This window comes from Zobellella sp. DQSA1, from assembly GCF_041950555.1.
Classification (GTDB): domain Bacteria; phylum Pseudomonadota; class Gammaproteobacteria; order Enterobacterales; family Aeromonadaceae; genus Oceanimonas.
The window spans coordinates 1,866,542-1,884,776 of record NZ_CP169531.1; the positions used below are offsets into that span (position 1 = coordinate 1,866,542).

Here is an 18,235-nt window from a genome sequence, read left to right on the forward strand (position 1 = left end):
GATTAAGGTGGTATGCGGAAGCATCGGTATTGCGTGCCTCACACCTTAATTGGGCGTTGGGCGGCACTTGAGTGTTGTGCCATGTGGAGGATGAGTGGAGTTCTTTGCTAATAAGTTTAATGGCAAATTTCTACGCAACGTTTTGCCTGGCGAAACTGTTGATGTTGATTTTGTGCGCGCAGCCATCGCATACGGTAGCGACGCGTCGACCTTGATTGAAGACTGCCTTAGTAACCGGCGCAGGCTCGACATTTGGATGCGTTACGACCACACCGTGCCAGTCGCACCTCATCTTCTGAGGAAATTGCTCGCCGGGACATCATCAAACATTTTTTGCTCTCTGGTACCCGATGTGCTCCATTCCAAGGTGATTTGGTGGAAGGGATATGGCGCATACGTGGGTTCAGCCAACCTAACCGACAGGGCGTGGGTTACCAATATTGAGTTCGGAGTGTTTCTCTCGGAGCCCGAGCTTGATGAATCGGGCGGGCTCGAGGAAATTCAGCTTTTTTTCGAGCAGTTAGAAAATTGTGACGCTGCGTTGCCACTGACTCTGGAAATTGTCGAGGAACAGGAGCAACTCCAGAAACTGAGACAAGACAGGCTTCACGCAATTGATTCAGAGTCTAAACGGCGTCGCAGCATCGAAACGTGGGGTGGTCCTGCCGAAGTCGCCTCACGCAAGAGGGCCATCGACGCCGGTAGAGCAAAGTTTATAAAGGAATGGGCCGAAGGGCTTACTTTCCTTCGAGCACTAGCTGAAAAGGCTCCTGAATATCGTCCCAGATGGATGAATGAAGATGTTCCAGCTGCTTGGCAAGCCGATCAGTTTTTGCACGCCTACTACTACAACGAGGTTGTAGATGGAGTTCGTCATCCATTTGAAGAGTTCTATTTGAAGAATCGGTCCGACCCAATAGGTGCTTCCGTTCGGGCATTGCGCTGGTGGTCGGGACTGGCAGAACCGCCATCCCATGAAGACGAAAACTGTCATGTACGGGCACCGATCATTCGAGAAGTTCTGGCGAAAGGAAGGATTAAGGAATTGGCTTTAGAGGATTTCGTTCGCGTCTGCCAGGCTAACCATTCCACAATGGATCATGTGAGAAGGATGCGCCTCGATACCTTGGGAGTTAAAGAAGAAGCAGACGAGTTGGCAAGAGGGGCTGCATTCGCTACATGGCTTTGGGGCAAGCGGAATCAACAGGGCAAATCAGTCGTAGATCTGCTCCAGTTCGTGCTGGATGGTGGTGGGTCATCGGATTTACCACGTCGCATTTTCGAGGCTACCCGTTCCGAGGAGCGAAGATTTCCCCATTTCGGCATAAACCAAGTTGCGGAGATCGCGGGCTGGGCTCGGCCCGAGCTTTCTCCGCCACGGAACGGGCGAACTAGCAAGGGCTTGCGGGCGTTGGGGTTTGATGTTCGCATTTACTGAAAGCAGGTTTAGGCCCGAGCCAGTGCCGCCCAACAAGTCGCTACAGGTGACGTTTGACCCGCCGCCCATTTTCGCTGACGCAAAAACGGCCGCCGCCTCAAACGCACCTGAGCTCAGGCGTTAACTGCAATCGCAAAGGAGCTTCGATGAACTATCAGGCGGTAAACTTCAAAAACAAGCTGGACCTTTTCAATGAGCAGTGGTCACCTAAGGTGATTGCTGAGATGAATGACTATCAGTTCAAGGTCGTTAAAATTCAGGGGGAGTTCGTTTGGCATTACCACAAGGATACCGATGAAACGTTCATCGTGCTTGAGGGCAGCCTCAGAATCGATTTCAGAGATGGGCATGTAAATCTCTCTGAAGGCGAAATGTACGTTGTTCCTAAGGGAGTCGAACACAAACCTTTTGCAGAAAATGAGGCGAAAGTTTTGCTTATCGAGCCACGGGGTGTTGTGAATACTGGCGAGGAGACCGGTAGCCAAACAGCCGAAAACGATGTTTGGATCTAAAGCAGTTAACAAGGCCAGCCACGGCGACTTCTACTGCATTGCGGCTTCGCCTTCATCCCGTAGCCGCGCGTGCTGGCAGCGTTAGATGCAAAAGAAGGGAGTTCCATAGATGGGGTTTTATATTCGCAAAGCAATTAGCGTCGGACCCTTCAGGTTCAATTTATCGAAATCTGGCGTTGGCGTATCAGCTGGAGTCAAAGGGTTGCGTTTTGGAACTGGGCCTCGTGGCAACTACGTCCATATGGGAAGGGGAGGTGTGTATTACAGAAAAACCTTACCCTCTGGTTCCACTGGAGGAAATCAAACTCCAAATCGCCCCGAATTGCAGAAAAGTAACACCGAGATTGAGCATGAACCATTAAGAGAAATAGAGAGCGCGCATATCACACAGATGGTTGACTCATCATCGGCTGATCTTGTCGCTGAAATGAATGCCAATAGAAAAAGGGTAAGAATCTGGCCGGTTGTAGCAGTGCTTGGCGCTATTTTAACCTTCATCGCCTTTAAGAATTCAGAAACACCAACTCTTGCTCTTGTTATAGCAGCCGTTTCAATCGCGCTCACTGTTTTTGCATCAGTCAACGACAGTTTAAGAAAAACTACGGTTTTATTCTTTGATCTTGAACCTGAAGTAGAAGCGCTTTATCAGAAACTGCATGACTCTTTCGAGCAGCTTTCATCATCGTCTAGCAAATGGCATATAGAGGCGGAGGGGGCTGTCAAAGACAGAAAGCGTAATGCTGGTGCAACGAGTGTAATCAAACGAACCTCAATATCGCTGGGTATAGGGAATCCACCATATGTAAAAACCAATGTGTCAGTTCCATCCATACCGGTTGGCAAGCAAACCTTATATTTCTTTCCTGATAAGGTGCTTATTTTTGAGCCAAATGGTGTTGGAGCCGTGAGTTATCCTAATCTTCGAATATTGGTGGAAAGCACGCGGTTTATCGAGGATGGAAGTGTCCCAAGAGATGCAAAGGTTGTTGATAGAACTTGGAAGTATGTTAATAAACGAGGCGGTCCAGATAAACGCTTCAAAGATAATCGTGAATTGCCAATAGCCTTATACGAAGACCTGAACTTCAGAAGTGATACAGGGTTAAATGAACGAATTGAAATATCAAGGGTTGGTCATGGGGATGGCTTCTCAAGTGCTATCGCCATGTTGGCAAAAAGCATCTAACAATAGGCTCCAAGGGACGCTCCGCTTCGCTGCGCGCCCTTGAGCCCAAGCGTTAGCCCTCTTGTGGAGAATTCATGCAAGGTACAATTGCCCAATTACTTTCTTTAGCTGCTCATGGGAATGAATATCTAAGTGGACGTCTAAAGGAGGGTTATTTTCCAAGTGGTTCCACTTTTAAGTTTTGCAAATTTGTCAAATTTGTAGATCTTCAAAGTTCAGGAACGAAATGGCATGAGAGAGGTTTTGCTAAAGACCCTATTATTTGGTTTGAAAAGCTCAAAGATACAGGGGTGGTACAGTTTCGAGTCCGATATATTTCTACTAATAAAGAAGACATTTCAGACCGAATGTCATCCGCATTCGTCGGTGGTGGTGGCCGCTGGCTTATTGAAGCCGTAAAACCGGGGAAATCCGATTTTTGGGAGGCAGGCTGGGAAGTTGGCGACAGAGATGATCCCGAGCAGAACATATGGCATGTAAAGTACGGCAGAATACTAAGAAATAGCAATCAACCTGAACAGCCACTACCATCGGCACTTAAAGCTAAAGAGCAGCTCAAAGAAATTCTTCAAAAGATCAGCGAATTTGCCCATAAGAACGACTGTGGTAATTTTGGAGAGTGTTTTGATCGGGGGCTGAAGGCTCTTGAAGAGCCTGGTACTTCTAACGAAAAAGAATACACAATATTCCCGAATGGCTATGCCGAGCCTGAACATCACCAGCTCTTGAACGCAAGTCAGCGTGCTTGGGTCTTTGGCGGCATGGGATCATGGAATGATATCGGATTTAATGACTCCGCTACTCACAAAGAATATGAAGAGCTTTCGGACAAGTTATTTAATTCAATTAATTTATCTTTGATTGTTGCATCGAATCCTTTTCCGCGGCCTACGATAAGCACAGCCGAGGAGCCTGAGGCTCAAAATAAAAAATGGTGGCAGTTTTGGAAAAAGGGCTAACAAGTCAATCAACTACACGCCTTCGGCGCCGGACGCAGCAAAGCTGCGCCGGTTATTGAGGCGTTAGCCAAAAGGAGAACGGATTCAGATCGTGCATTGCACCTACGAGTCCTCTGCAGAACAGATTTTGGAGATTCTGAACGAGGCAATTTTGACTTCGACGGCCCTGTATGATTATAGACCTCACGAGCTAAGCAGTTCTTGCAGCTGTGTTGGTATTGGCTGTCGGGCTATGGATTAATGCGATGAGTGGAGCTCCATGGCTGGCTGCCGTGGCAGCATATTATGCCTCGTTATTCGTGGGCTCAGCCGCCGGTTTAACTCCTGCTCCATTGATTGGGTATGGTGCAGGGACAATCCTTGGGTTTGGGCTCATGGTGGCAGTTTTGACCTGCTTCGAACTCCATAAGCTGCCAATGACGTGAGTTTGTCATGTGAATGTCAGGTAAGTGTCGTATCGGTGTCAGGGTGGTTTCAAAAAGAACTAGCTATTGTGGTCTTTCATTTCTTAATATACGGAAAGGTCATCGCATGAGTAACGAGATGAAACTAAATCGAGATAAAGTACAAAAACTCCGCAGTATAAAATGTTGGAGCCAGGATGAACTAGCGTCAGCTAGTGGCTTAAGTGTGAGAACTATTCAGCGTGTCGAGAAAAGCGGAGTGGCGTCTTTAGAGACAACGAAAGCGCTCGCTGCGGTATTCGCTGTCACGCCTGATCATTTGCGGTCACGGCAAAAGCTGGAAAGCGTGACATTTCACTTTATCTGCAAGTACGCTTGGCTAGTTGCGTTCGCTTTGTCGAGCGTTTTCTTTGGTCTCTGGATAGTGGACATTTTGATACCTACATTAAAAGGTGCCGACTTTAGCGAGCAATACAAAATGCACGGAGACTTCAGATACCTAGATTTCGGTGGCATAAGCTTCTTTGCCGGTTTTGTGTTTTTAGCATTGAATGTATTCGTTGAGCACTTGAACAAGAAACGGTTGTTCAAGGCCGAAAGTGAGTGAATCAACCGAATTACGATGACGCGCCTATAAACGCTAACAAGCGCCTCCAAAGTGACACGCAAGCGCGTACTTGAGGCGGGCGTTATGCTTTATGAGGGTTAAATGATAAAAGTCGAAAATGGAAAAATAAATTTTTTCGAAAATGCCAAAGAGGAAGGTTACACCTTGAGAGCAAGTGCGGGAACAATAAGGCTCCAAGGTCAGCTTAATAGCCAAATTATAGACAACTTTGATCTATATATAAATGAGGTTGGCAATGCACAACAAGGTGTCGCTACATCGCCCCAGCCCGCAGGGCTGGGGCTGGACAGTCAAAACACCGGCGCGTCTCGCCTGCCGTTGAGCACAATGTTAGCCGTTTCATCAGGGCAATCCAAATGGAATATATTAAAAAAGGTAACGGTGACTACCTGGTTCTAGTGCATGGCGCACTTACAGATGGTTCAATGTGGATCCCTCATATCGAATATTTGGAATCACATTTCGAGGTGATATCGGTAACTTTAAGCCATTTTGAAAAGCCCGAAGAGTGTGGTTTCGGATTAAATACTCATGCCGACGAACTTGCTGAGTTAGTACGAAAGTTGCTTGCAAGTAAATCCGTTTATATTGTCGGTTGGTCTTATGGCGCCGACGTGGTATTAAATATGCTGGCAAAAGAAGATGTGGCTGTATCAAAAGTCTTCCTTTACGAGCCGGGTTATCCTGGATGTGTTAAAGAAAATGATATGGGAGTTTGGGCTGCGGATGCCAGTGCGATGTTCGGTAAAGTTTTTGAACATTTCAGTAACGACAATCTAGAACTGGTTGTCGAATTACTAATAGATGGCTCTGGAAACAGACTCGGTTACTTTCAATCACAGAATAAAGATGTAAAAAATCTACAATTGTCAAAAGCTTATACTTTGGCTTCTCAGTTGAATCAGCAAGAGCAGCCGGTGATTAACGCCCAAAACATATCAAATATTAAAGTGCCAATTTCGTTTGGGTATGGCCTGGAATCTCGAGCTATATTCAGGTTGGCAACCGTAAGTTCGGCTGAATCATCAGAAATATCAACATTAGTTGGGATTGAAGGTGAGGCTCATATGTTCCCTCAAGAAAGTCCAAAAAAATTCTCAAATTATATCAAAGAGATAATTGGTAATAAGGGCTAAAAAACGCTTCAAGAAGGACAGCCAAAGCATGGCATTTGGGGTTTAAATGAGTATTAGTGTTTACGGTTGTTCAATTTTAGTGCGGTTGTAAGCGTTGTCTGCCCCTTAGGGGCGTTGTTCGGCAAGAGTTAGGAGGTAGCGATGGCAGATGATGCTTCAAGACTCAAGAGAAAGAAACAGCCTATGCCGGATTTCGTCAGAGATGCCCTCAAGGCCCGAGGGCTTTTCGATGTATATGAGGCTCGGCCTCCATACCAGAGAAACGATTACTTGCTCTGGATAAACAACGCAGAGCGACAGGAGACGAAAGAAAAGAGGCTCTGCCAAATGCTTGATGAACTTGAAACTGGCGGCATTTATATGAACATGAAGCATCCTGCGTCGAAGAAGAGATGATTGTGCGCGGGTTGCGTGACATCATCCCTCACAACAATACGCTCCAGCCGACCCGTTACAGTCGACTTCGCCTGCTTTCACGATCGGCTGAGCTAACACCCTGGGTACCATCATGACCGCACTGCGAAACGTTCGGGTACTGACGCGCTACAGCGCATGGGCGAGCTTGCGGCTATACAACGCATTAGCGAAGCTGCCAGCCACATTGTTGGCCGAAGCACGGTCGGGCCGTCCTAATGGGGTCATCGGGATCTTGAGTCACAGCTATGCGGTTGACCTTATCTGGAAGGCACATCTTGAAGGCAAGGAACACGGTTTTACATCGCGTAATTTCGGGACAATCCCCTCCTTTGCAGAACTCCGTTCTGCTCAACAGCAGGCCGATCAATGGTATATCGCTTATGCGGATAACCAGGATGAACAATCGCTAGAGCAGGTTATACCGTTCAAGTTCGTCGATGGCGGTCCTGGCTCCATGCGGCGTGGCGATATTCTGTTGCATATCATCAATCACAAGACCTATCACCGTGGCTACGTTGCGGACATGTTATACGAATTGGGATTCGCTCCTCCCACGATCGATTTGCCGGTATTCCTGCGTGATGAGCCACCAGAGCTATGAAGTACGCGCCCAACAGGCCATTGCAGCGGACCGGCCAAAAACGGTGCTGTTGGCCGTCTGCTGTATTCGTATGGCGAACCGAGTCGTGTATCTATCCAGTGTCACAATATTACGCTTATGAAATGAGAAACGGGGGCTCCGCCGCGCCATCCCTGGCGCGAAGGGCCTGCTTAGCAGCCCCCGGTCGCTGTCGGCAGTGAGCTACTATTCGGAACGGCTATTTATCTGATTTAATGAGTAGAGGTACCCTGGCGAGGAAAAAAAACGCGATGGAAGATATTACCGTCACGAGGCTGCTTCCTAACATCTGCACGGATAAAATGGAGGAGACCCGGGATTTTTACATGGAGCTGCTCGGTTTTGTTGTCGGGTTCGAGCATCAGGGGTGGTACATCCAAATGGCATCGCCGGCCAACCCTCAGCTTCAAGTCGGCATTATGCGCCGCGATCACGAGTTCACACCGCAGGCCTTCCAGCATCCGGCGCAGGGCGTCATCATCTCCGTACAGGTCGAAGATGTCGATGCTACGTACGCTGCGGTGCTGAAGCGCGGCTTCCGTATCACACGGGAACTGTGTGACGAAAGCTTTGGCATGAGACGGTTTATGGTTGCCGACCCGAATGGGCTGCTCGTCAACATCTTTGCGTTCCCGTGAAGCCGCCCAAAAATTATTCCAGCGGACGCACGCCGCTGCATTCAGGCGCTAAATAGCTGATCCTAATAGTGCTGTATCGACCGGGCACCGCGCGCAGACACGCCGTGAACCCATCCCTGGCGCGGTGGGTCTGCTTGCAGCCCCGGTCGCTGCGGCAGTGACCTACTATTCGGAACAGCTAGTTGGAGAACACTGACATACCTGCAATCCTTGGAGCTAGAGATGACTGCATATGCTATTGCTGTTATACGCGAAACCCGGTTTGGCCCGGAGATAAAAGAGTACCTGCAATCCATCGACGCAACCCTGGCCTCCTTCTCTGGAAAGTACCTCGTTCACGGTGGACCTTATGTGCCACTGGAAGGGTCCTGGTCTGGAGATTTGGTCGTGATTGAGTTCCCCTCAATGGAACAGGCCAAAGGTTGGTACGAGTCAGATGCCTATGGGGCGATTCGCCCGCTGCGTACCCAGCACACCGTAGGCGAGGTGCTTTTAGTCCAGGGGGTGCCAGAGGGTCATAAAGGGGCTGACCTCCTCGGCTAACAGTACGGTGGCGCACCCTAACCATTGATTCAGGTCCGGGGCAATGCCTCAGCCACTGGAACGAAGCCGTGGACCTCTCCGAGTGAGCAGGCGCTGGCTCGGCGCAACAAGATGGGGAAGGGGACCTGGTGACGTGCCAAAAAACCCGGAGGTAGACCATTGAAGGACGCGAAAACATTTTGGGATAAAAGTGCGCCCCGTTACGCCAAGAGCCGGATCCGGGACGAACAGGCCTACCAAAAGAAACTGGCCGTTACGCAGGGGTATTTCCGGCCGGACTGGTCGGTGCTGGAATTCGGCTGCGGCACCGGCAGCACGGCCATCCTCCATGCGCCCCATGTCGGGCATATCGTCGCTACCGATATTTCGGACACCATGCTGGAAATTGCCGAGCGCAGGGCCAGGGAAGCCGGTGTGGAAAATATCAGCTTCCAGCAGGGCACCCTGGAAAGCCTCGAGCTGGCGGAGGAAAGCTTCGACGCCGTCCTGGGGCTCAACGTATTGCATCTGCTCGAAGACCTGGATGCGGCCCTGGCAAGAGTGCATGGGCTGTTGAAGCCGGGGGGCATTTTCGTCTCCAGCACCGCGCTGGTCGGTGACATCGCTGTCTTCTGGCGGATGCTTATCCCCCTTATGCAGCGCCTGGGGTTGGCCCCTTATGTAAACCGCCTGGGCAGGCAGCAGCTGCTGTCCCGGCTGACCAACGCCGGTTTCGGCGTCGAGCACCAGTGGCAGCCGGGCAAGGGGTCGCTGTTTATCGTTGCCAGAAAATGCGCATAAGAGATGGCAGTGGCTTCGGTTAGGTCACGCCGGATAAAAAAGCCGCATGGCCCAGGCCGCCGCGTAAAGGCCGAACCCGAATATCGCGTGGGTGATCAGGCTCTGCAGGCGGGCGGCAGCGGGGCGCGGCGTGCGGGAAGCGGCAATGCCCAGCCCCATGCAAGGTTGCATCAGCAGGAAAGGGGCCGCCAGGGTGCCTATGCCCACGATGAGCGCGGGGCCCGGGGTGGGCTGCAGTACCCAGGCCGGCCCCCAGATGCCGGTCAGCACCGCCGCAAAGCCGATGCCGGTGAGGTAATGAACCGCCCAGCCAATCGGCTGTTCGCCCGGCACCGGGGCCGCTTGCGCGATGGCGTCATGGCGAAATCGGCCCCGTGCCATATGGGCTACCCAGCGTCCCACCAGCCCGTAGTTGGCAGGCGCCACGCCGAACAGCGGCTGGCGCAGCAGCCCCCACAAATCCATGACCATGGTGGCGCCAATGCCGATGAACAGGGTGAAGAGTAGATGAGTCATAAGAGTCTCCTGGTGTTTGTCTGCGAGTGATACTGGTGGTAGCGTACAACTTGAAGTCGACTTGAGGTCAAGGGGGGCTGATGGACATTTCCGAGGTGGCGCGGCGCTCCGGCGTTTCCGCTTCCACGCTGCGCTTCTATGAGCAAAAGGGGCTGATTGCTTCCGTCGGCCGGCGAGGCTTGCGCCGCCAGTTCGCCTCTGGGGTGCTGGAGCAGTTGGCCCTGATCGCGCTGGGGCGCTCGGCGGGGTTGTCGCTGGACGAGATCGCCCGGATGTTCGGCGCCGACGGCGAGCCCCGGATCGACCGGCAGTTGCTGGCGAACAAGGCGGAGGAGCTGGACCAGGCCATCCGCCGGTTAACCGCCATGCGCGACGGGCTGCGCCACGCGGCCGCCTGTCCGGCGCCGAGCCATATGGAGTGTCCCAGCTTCCGCCGCCTGCTGGGGTTGGCCGCCGGCGGGGCCATGGGTGGCCGGGACCGGAAAGCGCCCGCCAGGAAACGGCGCCCCGCGCCGAAACGGCCCTGACCGGTTTTGGTAGCGGTGGCGCAACTGGCTGCCGATCGGCGGCGACTGGCCTACATTCAATATTGATAACAACAACGGAGAAAAAAGATGGAAAAGTTCCTGAATGCATGGCGTCCCCGGGTGCTGAGTGTGGTGCGCATGGTGTCCGCCTTCCTGTTTATGCAGCACGGCGGGCAGAAACTGTTCGGTTTTCCCACGCCCCAACGGGGCGAGTTCGATCTGTTCACGATTTTCGGGGTGGCCGGCGTGCTCGAACTGTTTGGCGGCGCCCTGCTGCTGATCGGCCTGTTCACCCGGCCGGTGGCTTTCGTGCTCTCGGGGCTGATGGCTTTCGCCTATTTTATCGTCCACGCCCCGCAGGATTTCTGGCCGTTGAACAACGGCGGTGAGCTGGCCATCATGTTCTGCTTCGTGTTCTTCTACTTTGTGTTCGCCGGTGGCGGCAGCTGGAGTGCCGATTGCCTGCGGGGCCGGCGCTGAGCCGGGCCTGACCTTGTATCGGCGCCCCCGGGCGCCGTAGTTGACCGGCCATAGGCATCGTTTTTCCGCCAGCCCCCTGTCTGTCGGCGCCGTTGGTTATCGCGGTCATCTTCGCGAAGGCGGAGAACCATGACCGTTCGCACTGGGCTCCCGCCTTCGCGGGAGTGACAAAAGGGCGCGCGGGAGTGACAAGAGGGCACGCGGGAATGACAAGAGGGCACGCGGGAATGACAGGACATCCGTTTATTACCCCTATTACAACAAACAGAACCATGAACATCAGAGCCGTAACCCAAGACGATTTCGAGCACATCTGGCCCATCTTCCGCGACATCGCCGCGGCCGGCGAAACCTACGCCTACCCGCGGGATATTAACCACGAGCAGGCCCGCCAGCTGTGGCTGGAGCTGCCGCGCAAAACTTTTGTGGCGGAGGAGGGGGGCCGCATCCTCGGCACCTACTACATCAAAACCAACCAGGCCGGACCCGGCAGCCACGTATGCAACTGCGGCTACATGGTGTCGGCGGCGGCACGGGGGCGGGGGGTGGCCCGCGCCATGTGCGAGCATTCCCAGCAGGTGGCGCGGGAGCTCGGCTACCAGGCCATGCAGTTCAACTTTGTGGCGTCCAGCAACGAAGGCGCGGTGCGGCTGTGGGCCAGGCTCGGCTTCGCCACCGTGGGCCGGCTGCCCAGGGCCTTTAATCATCCCCGCCTGGGCTATGTGGACGCCCTGGTCATGTACAAGTGGCTGGCGGACTGAGCCCCTTGGCCCAGGCGGATAGATTCGCTGCTGCAAGGGGGACTACCGGCGCCAATGGCGGCCGGAACAATAAGCATCGACAACAAGGAGAGCACGGAATGATTGCATCGCCCTGGTTGAGGGAAACGGAGCTGAACGGCCGGCATGTGAGCCTGGTGCCGCTCAGGCAAGAGCACGGCCCGGCCCTGGTGGAGGCGGCGCACGACGGCCGGCTGTGGGAGCTGTGGTATACCAGTGTGCCCGGCCACGACCGGGTGGCCGACTACATCGCCTTCGCCCTGGAGGAACAGCGGGCGGGGCGGGCGCTGCCCTTCGTGGTGGTAGACAACGGCTCCGGCCGCATCATCGGCTCTACCCGCTACTGCAACGCGGACGCCAAAAACCAGCGGCTGGAGATCGGCTACACCTGGTATGCCCAAAGCCACCAGCGCTCGGCGGTGAACACCGAGTGCAAATACCTGCTGCTGGAGCATGCCTTCGAGCGGCTTTCGGTCATTGCCGTGGAGTTTCGCACCCACTGGCACAACCTGGCTTCCCGTGCCGCCATCGCCCGCCTGGGTGCCAAGCAGGACGGGGTATTGCGCAATCATCATAAAAATCCGGACGGCAGCTACCGGGATACGGTGGTGTTTTCCATCATCGATCACGAATGGCCGGTGGTGAAAAAGAGCCTGGCCCACCGCCTGGGCCGCGAGGAGCCCGGCCAGTGACTACCGTTATACTTACAATGTGCAATCAACTGCCAGGAGCAGACGTCATCATGACCCCCTCCTATCGTATCGAACTGGCCCAGCCCGCCCACCTGCCCCTGCTGCCGGACATAGAGCGGGCGGCGGCCGCCCTGTTCCCGGACTCGGTGATCCCGCCCGCGCTCAGAAGCGGGGTGGTGTCGCAGCACCGGCTGGAGCAGGCCCGGGCGGGGCGGCGGCTGTGGGTGGCGCTGTCGCCCCGGGGGGTGCCGGTGGGCTTTATTCTGGCGGAGCCGGGAACAGAGGCGGCCTTTCTGGTGGAGCTGGACGTACACCCGGAGCACCAGCGCCGGGGGCTGGGGCGGCGGTTGATCGAGGTGGCCATCGACTGGGCCCGGGCCGGGGGACACCGCCGGCTTACCCTGACCACCTTCGGGAGCCTGCCCTGGAACGCCCCCTTCTATGCGCGGCTGGGCTTTCGACTGCTGGATGACACCGAACTGGATGAACGACTGGCCGGGCAGCTGGCCGGCGAACGGCGCCTGGGGCTCGAGGACAGGGTGGCGATGGCCCTGGTGCTGTAGCCAGCAGGCAGATAAGGAGAACAGCGATGGCAGCGATCACACACAAGATAGTGCCCCACCTGTGGTTCGACCAGGAGGCGAAGGAAGCAGCCGAGTTCTACACCGCCATTTTCGGGGGTGGCCGCATCACCAGCCTGGTTACCCTTTCCGACACCCCCTCGGGCCCGGTGGAGGTGGTCAGTTTCGAACTGCTGGGGCAGCCCTTTATGGCGATCAGCGCCGGCCCCCTGTTCAGCTTCAACGAATCCATTTCCTTTATGGTGAAGTGCGACGACCAGGAGGAGATCGATTACTACTGGCAGCGGCTCTGCGCCGACGGCGGCCAGGCGGTGGAGTGCGGCTGGCTCAAGGACAAATACGGCCTGTCGTGGCAGATAGTGCCCGCCATCATGGAGGTACTGATGCAATCCGGGGATGAAGAGCAGGTGGCGCGGCTGACCCAGGCGATGCTCGGCATGAAAAAGCTCGACATCGCCGGGTTAAGGCGGGCCTGGGCCGGAGGCTGAACATGGCCATCGACTTCAATCACACCATCGTCTGGTGTCACGACAAGCAGGCGTCGGCACGCTTCCTCACGGCCCTGCTCGGCCTGCCGGAGCCGGTGCCCTTCGGCGCCATGCTGGTGGTCCGGCTCGACAACGGCGCCTCCCTCGACTTCTACCAGAAAACCGGGCCCGTTGCCGCCCAGCATTACGCCTTTCTGGTGGGGGAAGACGACTTCGAGCGGATCTTCACCCGCCTGCGCGAGCAGGGACTTACCTACTGGGCCGACCCGGCTCGCCAGCGTGCCGGCAGCATCTACCGGCTCCACGGCGGCCGTGGCGTTTATTTCGACGATCCCGACGGCCACCTGCTCGAGGTGATGACCCGGCCCTATCCCGTTTGAACCGGCTTTCCCCAACCCGCCCTCGCCGGGGCGGGTCTTATCCCATTTTGACAGGAGAACACCATGCCGCGTTTACAGCATAAAACCGCTCTTATCACCGGGGCGGCCCGGGGTATTGGCGAGGCCATGGCCCGCGCCTTTGTGGCCGAGGGCGCGCTCGTCTACCTTACCGACATCAACGACGACCAGGGCCGGGCCCTGGCCGCCGGCCTGGGCGAGCGGGCCCGCTACCGGCGGCTGGATGTGCGCCGGGAGGCCGATTGGCAGGCGGTCACCGAGGCCATACTGGCCGAGGCCGGCGGGCTGCAGGTGGTGGTGAACAACGCCGGTATCACCGGCTTCGAGCAGGGGGCGGCGGCCCAGGACCCCGAGCACGCCTCCCTGGCCGACTGGCACAGTGTGCACAGCACCAACCTGGACGGCGTATTCCTCGGCTGCAAGTACGCCATCCGGGCCATGCGCCGGAGCGGCGGTGAAGGATCCATCATCAACCTCTCGTCCCGCTCCGGCCTGGTGGGCATTCCCGGGGCGGCCGCCTATGCTTCCTCCAAGGCGGCGGTGCGCAACCACACCAAAACGGTGGCACTCTACTGCGCCGGGCAGGGGCTGGCCATTCGCTGCAACTCCATCCATCCGGCCGCCATCCTCACTCCCATGTGGGAGCCGATACTGGGCTCGGGGCCGGAGCGGGAGCAACGGCTGCGCGATTTCGTGCAGGACTGCCCCCAGCGCCGCTTCGGCCGGCCCGAGGAGGTGGCGGCCCTGGCGGTGCTGCTGGCCTCGGACGAGGCTCCCTACATGACCGGCGCCGAGCTCAATATCGACGGCGGCATACTGGCGGGCGCCATTGCGGTGCCCGCCGCCGATAATAACCACTGAGGAGAGCCTATGTTCACACGTTTCTTCACCTGGCTGGCGCTGTCGCTGGCCCTGCTGCAGCCGGCCCTGGCCGGCAGCGTGCTGATTGAAAACGTCCACCTGTTCGACGGAAAGTCGGGCGAACGCTCCGCTCAGGCCATGCGGGTGCTGGTGGTGGACAACGTCATTCAAACCGTTTCCGCCGATCCCATCACCCTGCCGGAGGGAGAAGAACCCCTGCGCCTGGACGGCGACGGCCGCACCCTGATGCCGGGGCTGATCGATGCCCACTGGCACGCGGCCCTGGTGGGCCCGGGGCTGATGGATGCCCTTACCGCCGACATCGGCTACCTCAACCTGCTGGCCTCCAGGGTGTCGGAAGCCACCCTGATGCGCGGTTTCACCTCGGTACGCGACATGGGCGGTCCCGTGTTCGGCCTGCGCCGGGCCATAGAAGAAGGGCTGGTGTCGGGGCCGCGCATCTTTCCTTCCGGGGCCATGATCTCCCAAACCGGCGGCCACGGCGATTTTCGCCTGCCCTACGAGGTGCCCCGGGCGATGGGGGCGCCCCTGAGCCACAGCGAGCAGATAGGGGCGGCGGCCATTGCCGATGGCGTGGACGAAGTGCTGCGGCGCTCCCGGGAGCAACTGATGCAGGGCGCCACCCAGCTCAAGCTGATGGCCGGGGGCGGGGTGTCGTCGGTGTATGACCCGCTGGATGTGGTTCAGTACAGCCCCGAGGAAATCCGCGCCGCCGTGGGCGCCGCCGAGAACTGGGGCACCTACGTTACGGTGCACGCCTACACCTCCCGGGCGGTGCGCATGGCGGTGGAGGCCGGGGTGAAGTGCGTGGAGCATGCCCAGCTTATCGACGAGGACACCGCCCGGCTGATGGCGGAGCAGGGGGTGTGGTGGAGCCTGCAGCCCTTCCTGGACGACGAGCGTGCCAATCCCCAGCAGGGGCCGGCACGGCTCAAGCAACTCATGGTATCCCGCGGCACCGACCGGGCCTACGAACTGGCTAAAAAACACGGCATCCGGGTCGCCTTCGGCACCGACATTCTGTTCAGCGGCGGTATGGGCACCAACCAGACCCCGAGCCTGACGGCCCTGACCCGCTGGTATGAGCCTGGTGAAATCCTCAAGATGGCCACCGGCGACAACGGCGAGCTGCTGGCGCTGTCCGGCCCGCGCTATCCCTATCCGGCGCCGCTGGGGGTGATCGAAGAGGGCGCCCTGGCGGACTTGCTGCTGGTGGACGGCGACCCCAGCGCGGACCTGAGCCTGCTGGAGCGTCCCGAGACCAGCCTGGTGCTGATCATGAAAAACGGCCAAATCCACAAGAACCTGCTGCCACCACCAGGAGCATGGCGATGATCAGACTAAGGCCCGCCGGCCCTGCCGATCTGGTCCTGCTGCGCCGTTGGGATGAGGCGCCCCAAGTGCAGGCGGCGGATCCTAACGACGACTGGCAGTGGGAAACCGAGCTGCATCGCCGGCCCGACTGGCGGGAGCAGTTGATCGCCGAGCTGGACGGCCGGCCCATCGGTTTTGTACAGATCATCGATCCGGCGCGGGAGGAGAGCCGTTACTGGGGCGAGGTGCCGGCAGATCTGCGCGCCATCGACATCTGGATAGGCGAGCCCGCCCTGCTCGGCCGGGGCCATGGCGGCGAGATGATGCGCCAGGCCCTGGCCCGCTGTTTTGCCGTGCCGGCGGTAACGGCGGTGCTGGTGGATCCTCTTGCAACCAATGTGCGCGCCCATCACTTCTACCAGCGGTTCGGCTTCCGGCCGCTGGAGCGGCGCCGTTTCGGCGACGACGACTGTCTGGTGTTTCGCCTGGCGCGGACCGACTGGCGGCCGGGGGAGGGGGGATGAACATTAGGCCCCTCGACCTCGCCGCCGAGGCCCGGGCCCGGCAGAAAGGAGGGCGCTGGTTGCACATCGGGGGGCTGGCCACCAACGGCCCGGCACTCTGCTGTGCCGCCGGTTTCAAGGCACACCCGGTGGAGCTGGAAAAAGACCTGGGCGATAGTTCGGATTACACGACTGTTTGACCGTTGTCATCGTGAAGGTGAGAGTGACAAGAAAGACAGTGGGAGTCACGACAGAGCACGGCAAAGGTTGGCATCGGTCTGTTGCTCCTGAGGGGAAGGCATGAGCCAAAGAGGAGAGAGTGTGGAAATGATCATCAGGCCCATGACCCGGGCGGATCTGGACGGTGCTGCCCTGGTGCACCAGGCCGCCTTTCCCCGCCAGCGCCAGTCCCGCTTGTGGCTGGAGTGCAACCTGAACGGTTTTCCACGCATGCTGACCTACGTGGCGGTGGCGGAGCGCTGTCTGGGCTATGTGATCTGGGTGCAGAAGAGCGGCTTCCGCCCCGAGGTGGTGCTGGAGCTCGACCAGCTGGCGGTGCTGCCCGAGGTCCGGGGGCGGGGCATGGGCCGGCGACTGATCGAGGAATCCCTGGCCGGGGTTAAGCAGGTGCTGGCGGAGCAGCAGTCGGTGCTCAAGTCCGTGCTGGTGAGCACCCGGGCCGACAACCAGGCCCAGCGTCTCTACCAGGCGGCCCTGGGCGCCCGGGTAGAGGCGGTGATCTGCGGCCTTTACTCCGCCGACGAAGTGCTGATGGTGTCACGCACCCCCTAAGTCCGGCGCCAGCGGCATCGAGGTCCCGTCGCCACCAATGTATTCGCGGGCTGTTGACCCGCCGGCATGGCGGCGAGCCCCTATACTCAGATGACGCATCATCAACCGGACCCCGGGAGGCCCCATGACCCATCCACTCCGTTTCGGCGGCGGGCGCAATATCGCGCTCAAGGTTCCGCCCCATCAGTTCGAGGCCACGGTAGCCTTTTATCGTGACGTGCTGGCGCTGCGGCAAATCGACAAGCAGCCCCCGTCGGTGGCCTTCGAGTTCGGTGCCTGCCAGCTGTGGATAGACCAGGTGCCCGGGCTCAGCCAGGCCGAAACCTGGCTCGAGGTGGTGACCAACGATCTGGAGGCGGCGGCCAAGCACCTGCAGGCCGCCGACGTGGTGCGCCGGGACGAGATAGAACCGCTGCCGGAAGGCTTTGCCGCCTTCTGGATAGCCAACCCGGCCCAGATCATCCATCTGCTGTGCCTGGACGAAGCGTCCCTGGACTAACCCCTCACCATCACAAGGAGTTCATCATGCCCCAAGCCATCTATGTCAACCTGCCGGTGGCGGATCTGTCCCGCGCCACGCGCTTCTTCGAGGCGCTGGGCTTCGCGTTCAACCCCCGCTTCACCAACGAGCAGGCCGCCGCCCTGGTGATTTCCGACACCATCTTCGCCATGCTGCACACCCCCGAAAGCTTTATGCGCTTTACCCGCAAGCCGATAGCCGACGCCACCAGCACCACCGAAGTGCTGCTGGCGCTGCAGCTGGAAAGCCGCACCCGGGTGGACGAACTGATGGGCCGGGTGCTGGCCGCCGGCGGCCGGGAAGCCCGCGAGCCGGAAGAATACGACTTTATGTACGGCCGCGCCTTCGAAGACCCGGACGGCCATATCTGGGAGCTGTTCTGGATGGACGCTGCCGAAGAGGCGGAGTCGCCCTGACCGGCGGCGGCTTGCAGCACCAAGCCGGGCAGGCTGATGTCCGGCGCTATCCCATGGCCCCCGCCTTCGCGGGGGTGACCATCTGAA

Annotated in this window: 27 protein-coding genes; 26 read left to right on the top strand and 1 reads right to left on the bottom strand. The window is 57.7% G+C overall.

Annotated features, from left to right (window positions below; translation table 11 throughout):
• The first annotated feature begins 94 nt into the window (after positions 1 to 94).
• The 12 genes from ACEVBK_RS08955 to ACEVBK_RS09010 all read left to right on the top strand — a co-directional run bounded on the left by ACEVBK_RS08955 (position 95) and on the right by ACEVBK_RS09010 (position 9,260).
• Entirely contained in the window at positions 95 to 1,438 is a 1,344-nt protein-coding gene (locus ACEVBK_RS08955; protein ID WP_375058252.1) for a phosphatidylserine/phosphatidylglycerophosphate/cardiolipin synthase family protein, read from the top strand.
• A 146-nt stretch (positions 1,439 to 1,584) separates the two neighbouring features.
• Positions 1,585 to 1,950 (top strand): cupin domain-containing protein, encoded by a 366-nt coding sequence (locus ACEVBK_RS08960; RefSeq protein ID WP_375058253.1) that lies wholly within the window; start codon positions 1,585 to 1,587, stop codon positions 1,948 to 1,950.
• Positions 1,951 to 2,059: 109 nt separating this feature from the next.
• On the top strand, positions 2,060 to 3,136 hold the full coding sequence (locus tag ACEVBK_RS08965) for a DUF4236 domain-containing protein (RefSeq protein WP_375058254.1): 1,077 nt from the start codon (positions 2,060 to 2,062) through the stop codon (positions 3,134 to 3,136).
• Between the two features lie 74 nt (positions 3,137 to 3,210).
• Positions 3,211 to 4,095, top strand: a complete 885-nt coding sequence (locus ACEVBK_RS08970; RefSeq protein WP_375058255.1) for a hypothetical protein — start codon at positions 3,211 to 3,213, stop codon at positions 4,093 to 4,095.
• Positions 4,096 to 4,626: 531 nt separating this feature from the next.
• The gene (locus ACEVBK_RS08975; protein WP_375058256.1) at positions 4,627 to 5,106 is read left to right on the top strand and encodes a helix-turn-helix domain-containing protein; all 480 of its coding nucleotides are present in this window, start codon (positions 4,627 to 4,629) and stop codon (positions 5,104 to 5,106) included.
• 102 nt (positions 5,107 to 5,208) lie between these two features.
• Positions 5,209 to 5,526, top strand: a complete 318-nt coding sequence (locus tag ACEVBK_RS08980) for a hypothetical protein (RefSeq protein ID WP_375058257.1) — start codon at positions 5,209 to 5,211, stop codon at positions 5,524 to 5,526.
• A complete protein-coding gene (locus ACEVBK_RS08985; protein WP_375058258.1) occupies positions 5,484 to 6,263 on the top strand; it encodes an alpha/beta fold hydrolase in 780 nt (259 codons plus the stop codon). Before ACEVBK_RS08980 ends, ACEVBK_RS08985 begins: the two co-directional genes overlap by 43 nt.
• A gap of 141 nt (positions 6,264 to 6,404) precedes the next feature.
• The gene (locus ACEVBK_RS08990; RefSeq protein WP_375058259.1) at positions 6,405 to 6,659 is read left to right on the top strand and encodes a YdeI/OmpD-associated family protein; all 255 of its coding nucleotides are present in this window, start codon (positions 6,405 to 6,407) and stop codon (positions 6,657 to 6,659) included.
• 112 nt (positions 6,660 to 6,771) lie between these two features.
• Complete coding sequence (locus ACEVBK_RS08995) at positions 6,772 to 7,281, top strand: DinB family protein (RefSeq protein WP_375058260.1); 510 nt, start codon at positions 6,772 to 6,774, stop codon at positions 7,279 to 7,281.
• A gap of 269 nt (positions 7,282 to 7,550) precedes the next feature.
• Positions 7,551 to 7,937: a VOC family protein gene (locus tag ACEVBK_RS09000; protein WP_375058261.1), complete on the top strand. Its 387-nt coding sequence runs from the start codon at positions 7,551 to 7,553 to the stop codon at positions 7,935 to 7,937.
• 222 nt (positions 7,938 to 8,159) lie between these two features.
• Positions 8,160 to 8,480 carry a DUF1330 domain-containing protein gene (locus tag ACEVBK_RS09005; protein WP_375058262.1) on the top strand — a complete coding sequence of 107 codons (321 nt, stop codon included), beginning with the start codon at positions 8,160 to 8,162 and terminating at the stop codon, positions 8,478 to 8,480.
• Positions 8,481 to 8,639: 159 nt separating this feature from the next.
• Positions 8,640 to 9,260, top strand: coding sequence for a class I SAM-dependent methyltransferase (locus ACEVBK_RS09010; protein ID WP_375058263.1), 621 nt, complete (start codon positions 8,640 to 8,642; stop codon positions 9,258 to 9,260).
• A 24-nt stretch (positions 9,261 to 9,284) separates the two neighbouring features.
• On the opposite strand, the gene ACEVBK_RS09015 is transcribed toward ACEVBK_RS09010, so the two are convergent.
• A complete protein-coding gene (locus ACEVBK_RS09015; protein WP_375058264.1) occupies positions 9,285 to 9,776 on the bottom strand; it encodes a DUF2938 domain-containing protein in 492 nt (163 codons plus the stop codon).
• 80 nt (positions 9,777 to 9,856) lie between these two features.
• Between ACEVBK_RS09015 and ACEVBK_RS09020 the strand changes: the two genes are divergently transcribed.
• The 14 genes from ACEVBK_RS09020 to ACEVBK_RS09085 all read left to right on the top strand — a co-directional run bounded on the left by ACEVBK_RS09020 (position 9,857) and on the right by ACEVBK_RS09085 (position 18,148).
• On the top strand, positions 9,857 to 10,303 hold the full coding sequence (locus ACEVBK_RS09020) for a helix-turn-helix domain-containing protein (RefSeq protein ID WP_375058265.1): 447 nt from the start codon (positions 9,857 to 9,859) through the stop codon (positions 10,301 to 10,303).
• Between the two features lie 87 nt (positions 10,304 to 10,390).
• Positions 10,391 to 10,783 (top strand): DoxX family protein, encoded by a 393-nt coding sequence (locus ACEVBK_RS09025; protein ID WP_375058266.1) that lies wholly within the window; start codon positions 10,391 to 10,393, stop codon positions 10,781 to 10,783.
• Between the two features lie 272 nt (positions 10,784 to 11,055).
• On the top strand, positions 11,056 to 11,544 hold the full coding sequence (locus ACEVBK_RS09030; protein WP_375058267.1) for a GNAT family N-acetyltransferase: 489 nt from the start codon (positions 11,056 to 11,058) through the stop codon (positions 11,542 to 11,544).
• Positions 11,545 to 11,642: 98 nt separating this feature from the next.
• Positions 11,643 to 12,254: a GNAT family N-acetyltransferase gene (locus ACEVBK_RS09035; RefSeq protein ID WP_375058268.1), complete on the top strand. Its 612-nt coding sequence runs from the start codon at positions 11,643 to 11,645 to the stop codon at positions 12,252 to 12,254.
• A 50-nt stretch (positions 12,255 to 12,304) separates the two neighbouring features.
• Positions 12,305 to 12,817, top strand: a complete 513-nt coding sequence (locus ACEVBK_RS09040) for a GNAT family N-acetyltransferase (RefSeq protein WP_375058269.1) — start codon at positions 12,305 to 12,307, stop codon at positions 12,815 to 12,817.
• A gap of 26 nt (positions 12,818 to 12,843) precedes the next feature.
• Positions 12,844 to 13,323 carry a VOC family protein gene (locus tag ACEVBK_RS09045; protein ID WP_375058270.1) on the top strand — a complete coding sequence of 160 codons (480 nt, stop codon included), beginning with the start codon at positions 12,844 to 12,846 and terminating at the stop codon, positions 13,321 to 13,323.
• A 2-nt stretch (positions 13,324 to 13,325) separates the two neighbouring features.
• Positions 13,326 to 13,703, top strand: coding sequence for a VOC family protein (locus ACEVBK_RS09050; RefSeq protein ID WP_375058271.1), 378 nt, complete (start codon positions 13,326 to 13,328; stop codon positions 13,701 to 13,703).
• A 63-nt stretch (positions 13,704 to 13,766) separates the two neighbouring features.
• Entirely contained in the window at positions 13,767 to 14,582 is an 816-nt protein-coding gene (locus tag ACEVBK_RS09055) for an SDR family oxidoreductase (protein ID WP_375058272.1), read from the top strand.
• A gap of 9 nt (positions 14,583 to 14,591) precedes the next feature.
• A complete protein-coding gene (locus ACEVBK_RS09060) occupies positions 14,592 to 15,938 on the top strand; it encodes an amidohydrolase family protein (RefSeq protein WP_375058273.1) in 1,347 nt (448 codons plus the stop codon).
• Complete coding sequence (locus ACEVBK_RS09065; protein WP_375058274.1) at positions 15,935 to 16,441, top strand: GNAT family N-acetyltransferase; 507 nt, start codon at positions 15,935 to 15,937, stop codon at positions 16,439 to 16,441. Before ACEVBK_RS09060 ends, ACEVBK_RS09065 begins: the two co-directional genes overlap by 4 nt.
• Positions 16,438 to 16,620, top strand: coding sequence for a hypothetical protein (locus ACEVBK_RS09070; protein ID WP_375058275.1), 183 nt, complete (start codon positions 16,438 to 16,440; stop codon positions 16,618 to 16,620). Before ACEVBK_RS09065 ends, ACEVBK_RS09070 begins: the two co-directional genes overlap by 4 nt.
• A gap of 100 nt (positions 16,621 to 16,720) precedes the next feature.
• Positions 16,721 to 17,212: a GNAT family N-acetyltransferase gene (locus tag ACEVBK_RS09075; RefSeq protein ID WP_375058276.1), complete on the top strand. Its 492-nt coding sequence runs from the start codon at positions 16,721 to 16,723 to the stop codon at positions 17,210 to 17,212.
• Between the two features lie 124 nt (positions 17,213 to 17,336).
• Positions 17,337 to 17,711 (top strand): VOC family protein, encoded by a 375-nt coding sequence (locus tag ACEVBK_RS09080; RefSeq protein WP_375058277.1) that lies wholly within the window; start codon positions 17,337 to 17,339, stop codon positions 17,709 to 17,711.
• 26 nt (positions 17,712 to 17,737) lie between these two features.
• Positions 17,738 to 18,148 (top strand): VOC family protein, encoded by a 411-nt coding sequence (locus tag ACEVBK_RS09085; RefSeq protein WP_375058278.1) that lies wholly within the window; start codon positions 17,738 to 17,740, stop codon positions 18,146 to 18,148.
• The last annotated feature ends 87 nt before the right edge of the window (positions 18,149 to 18,235 follow it).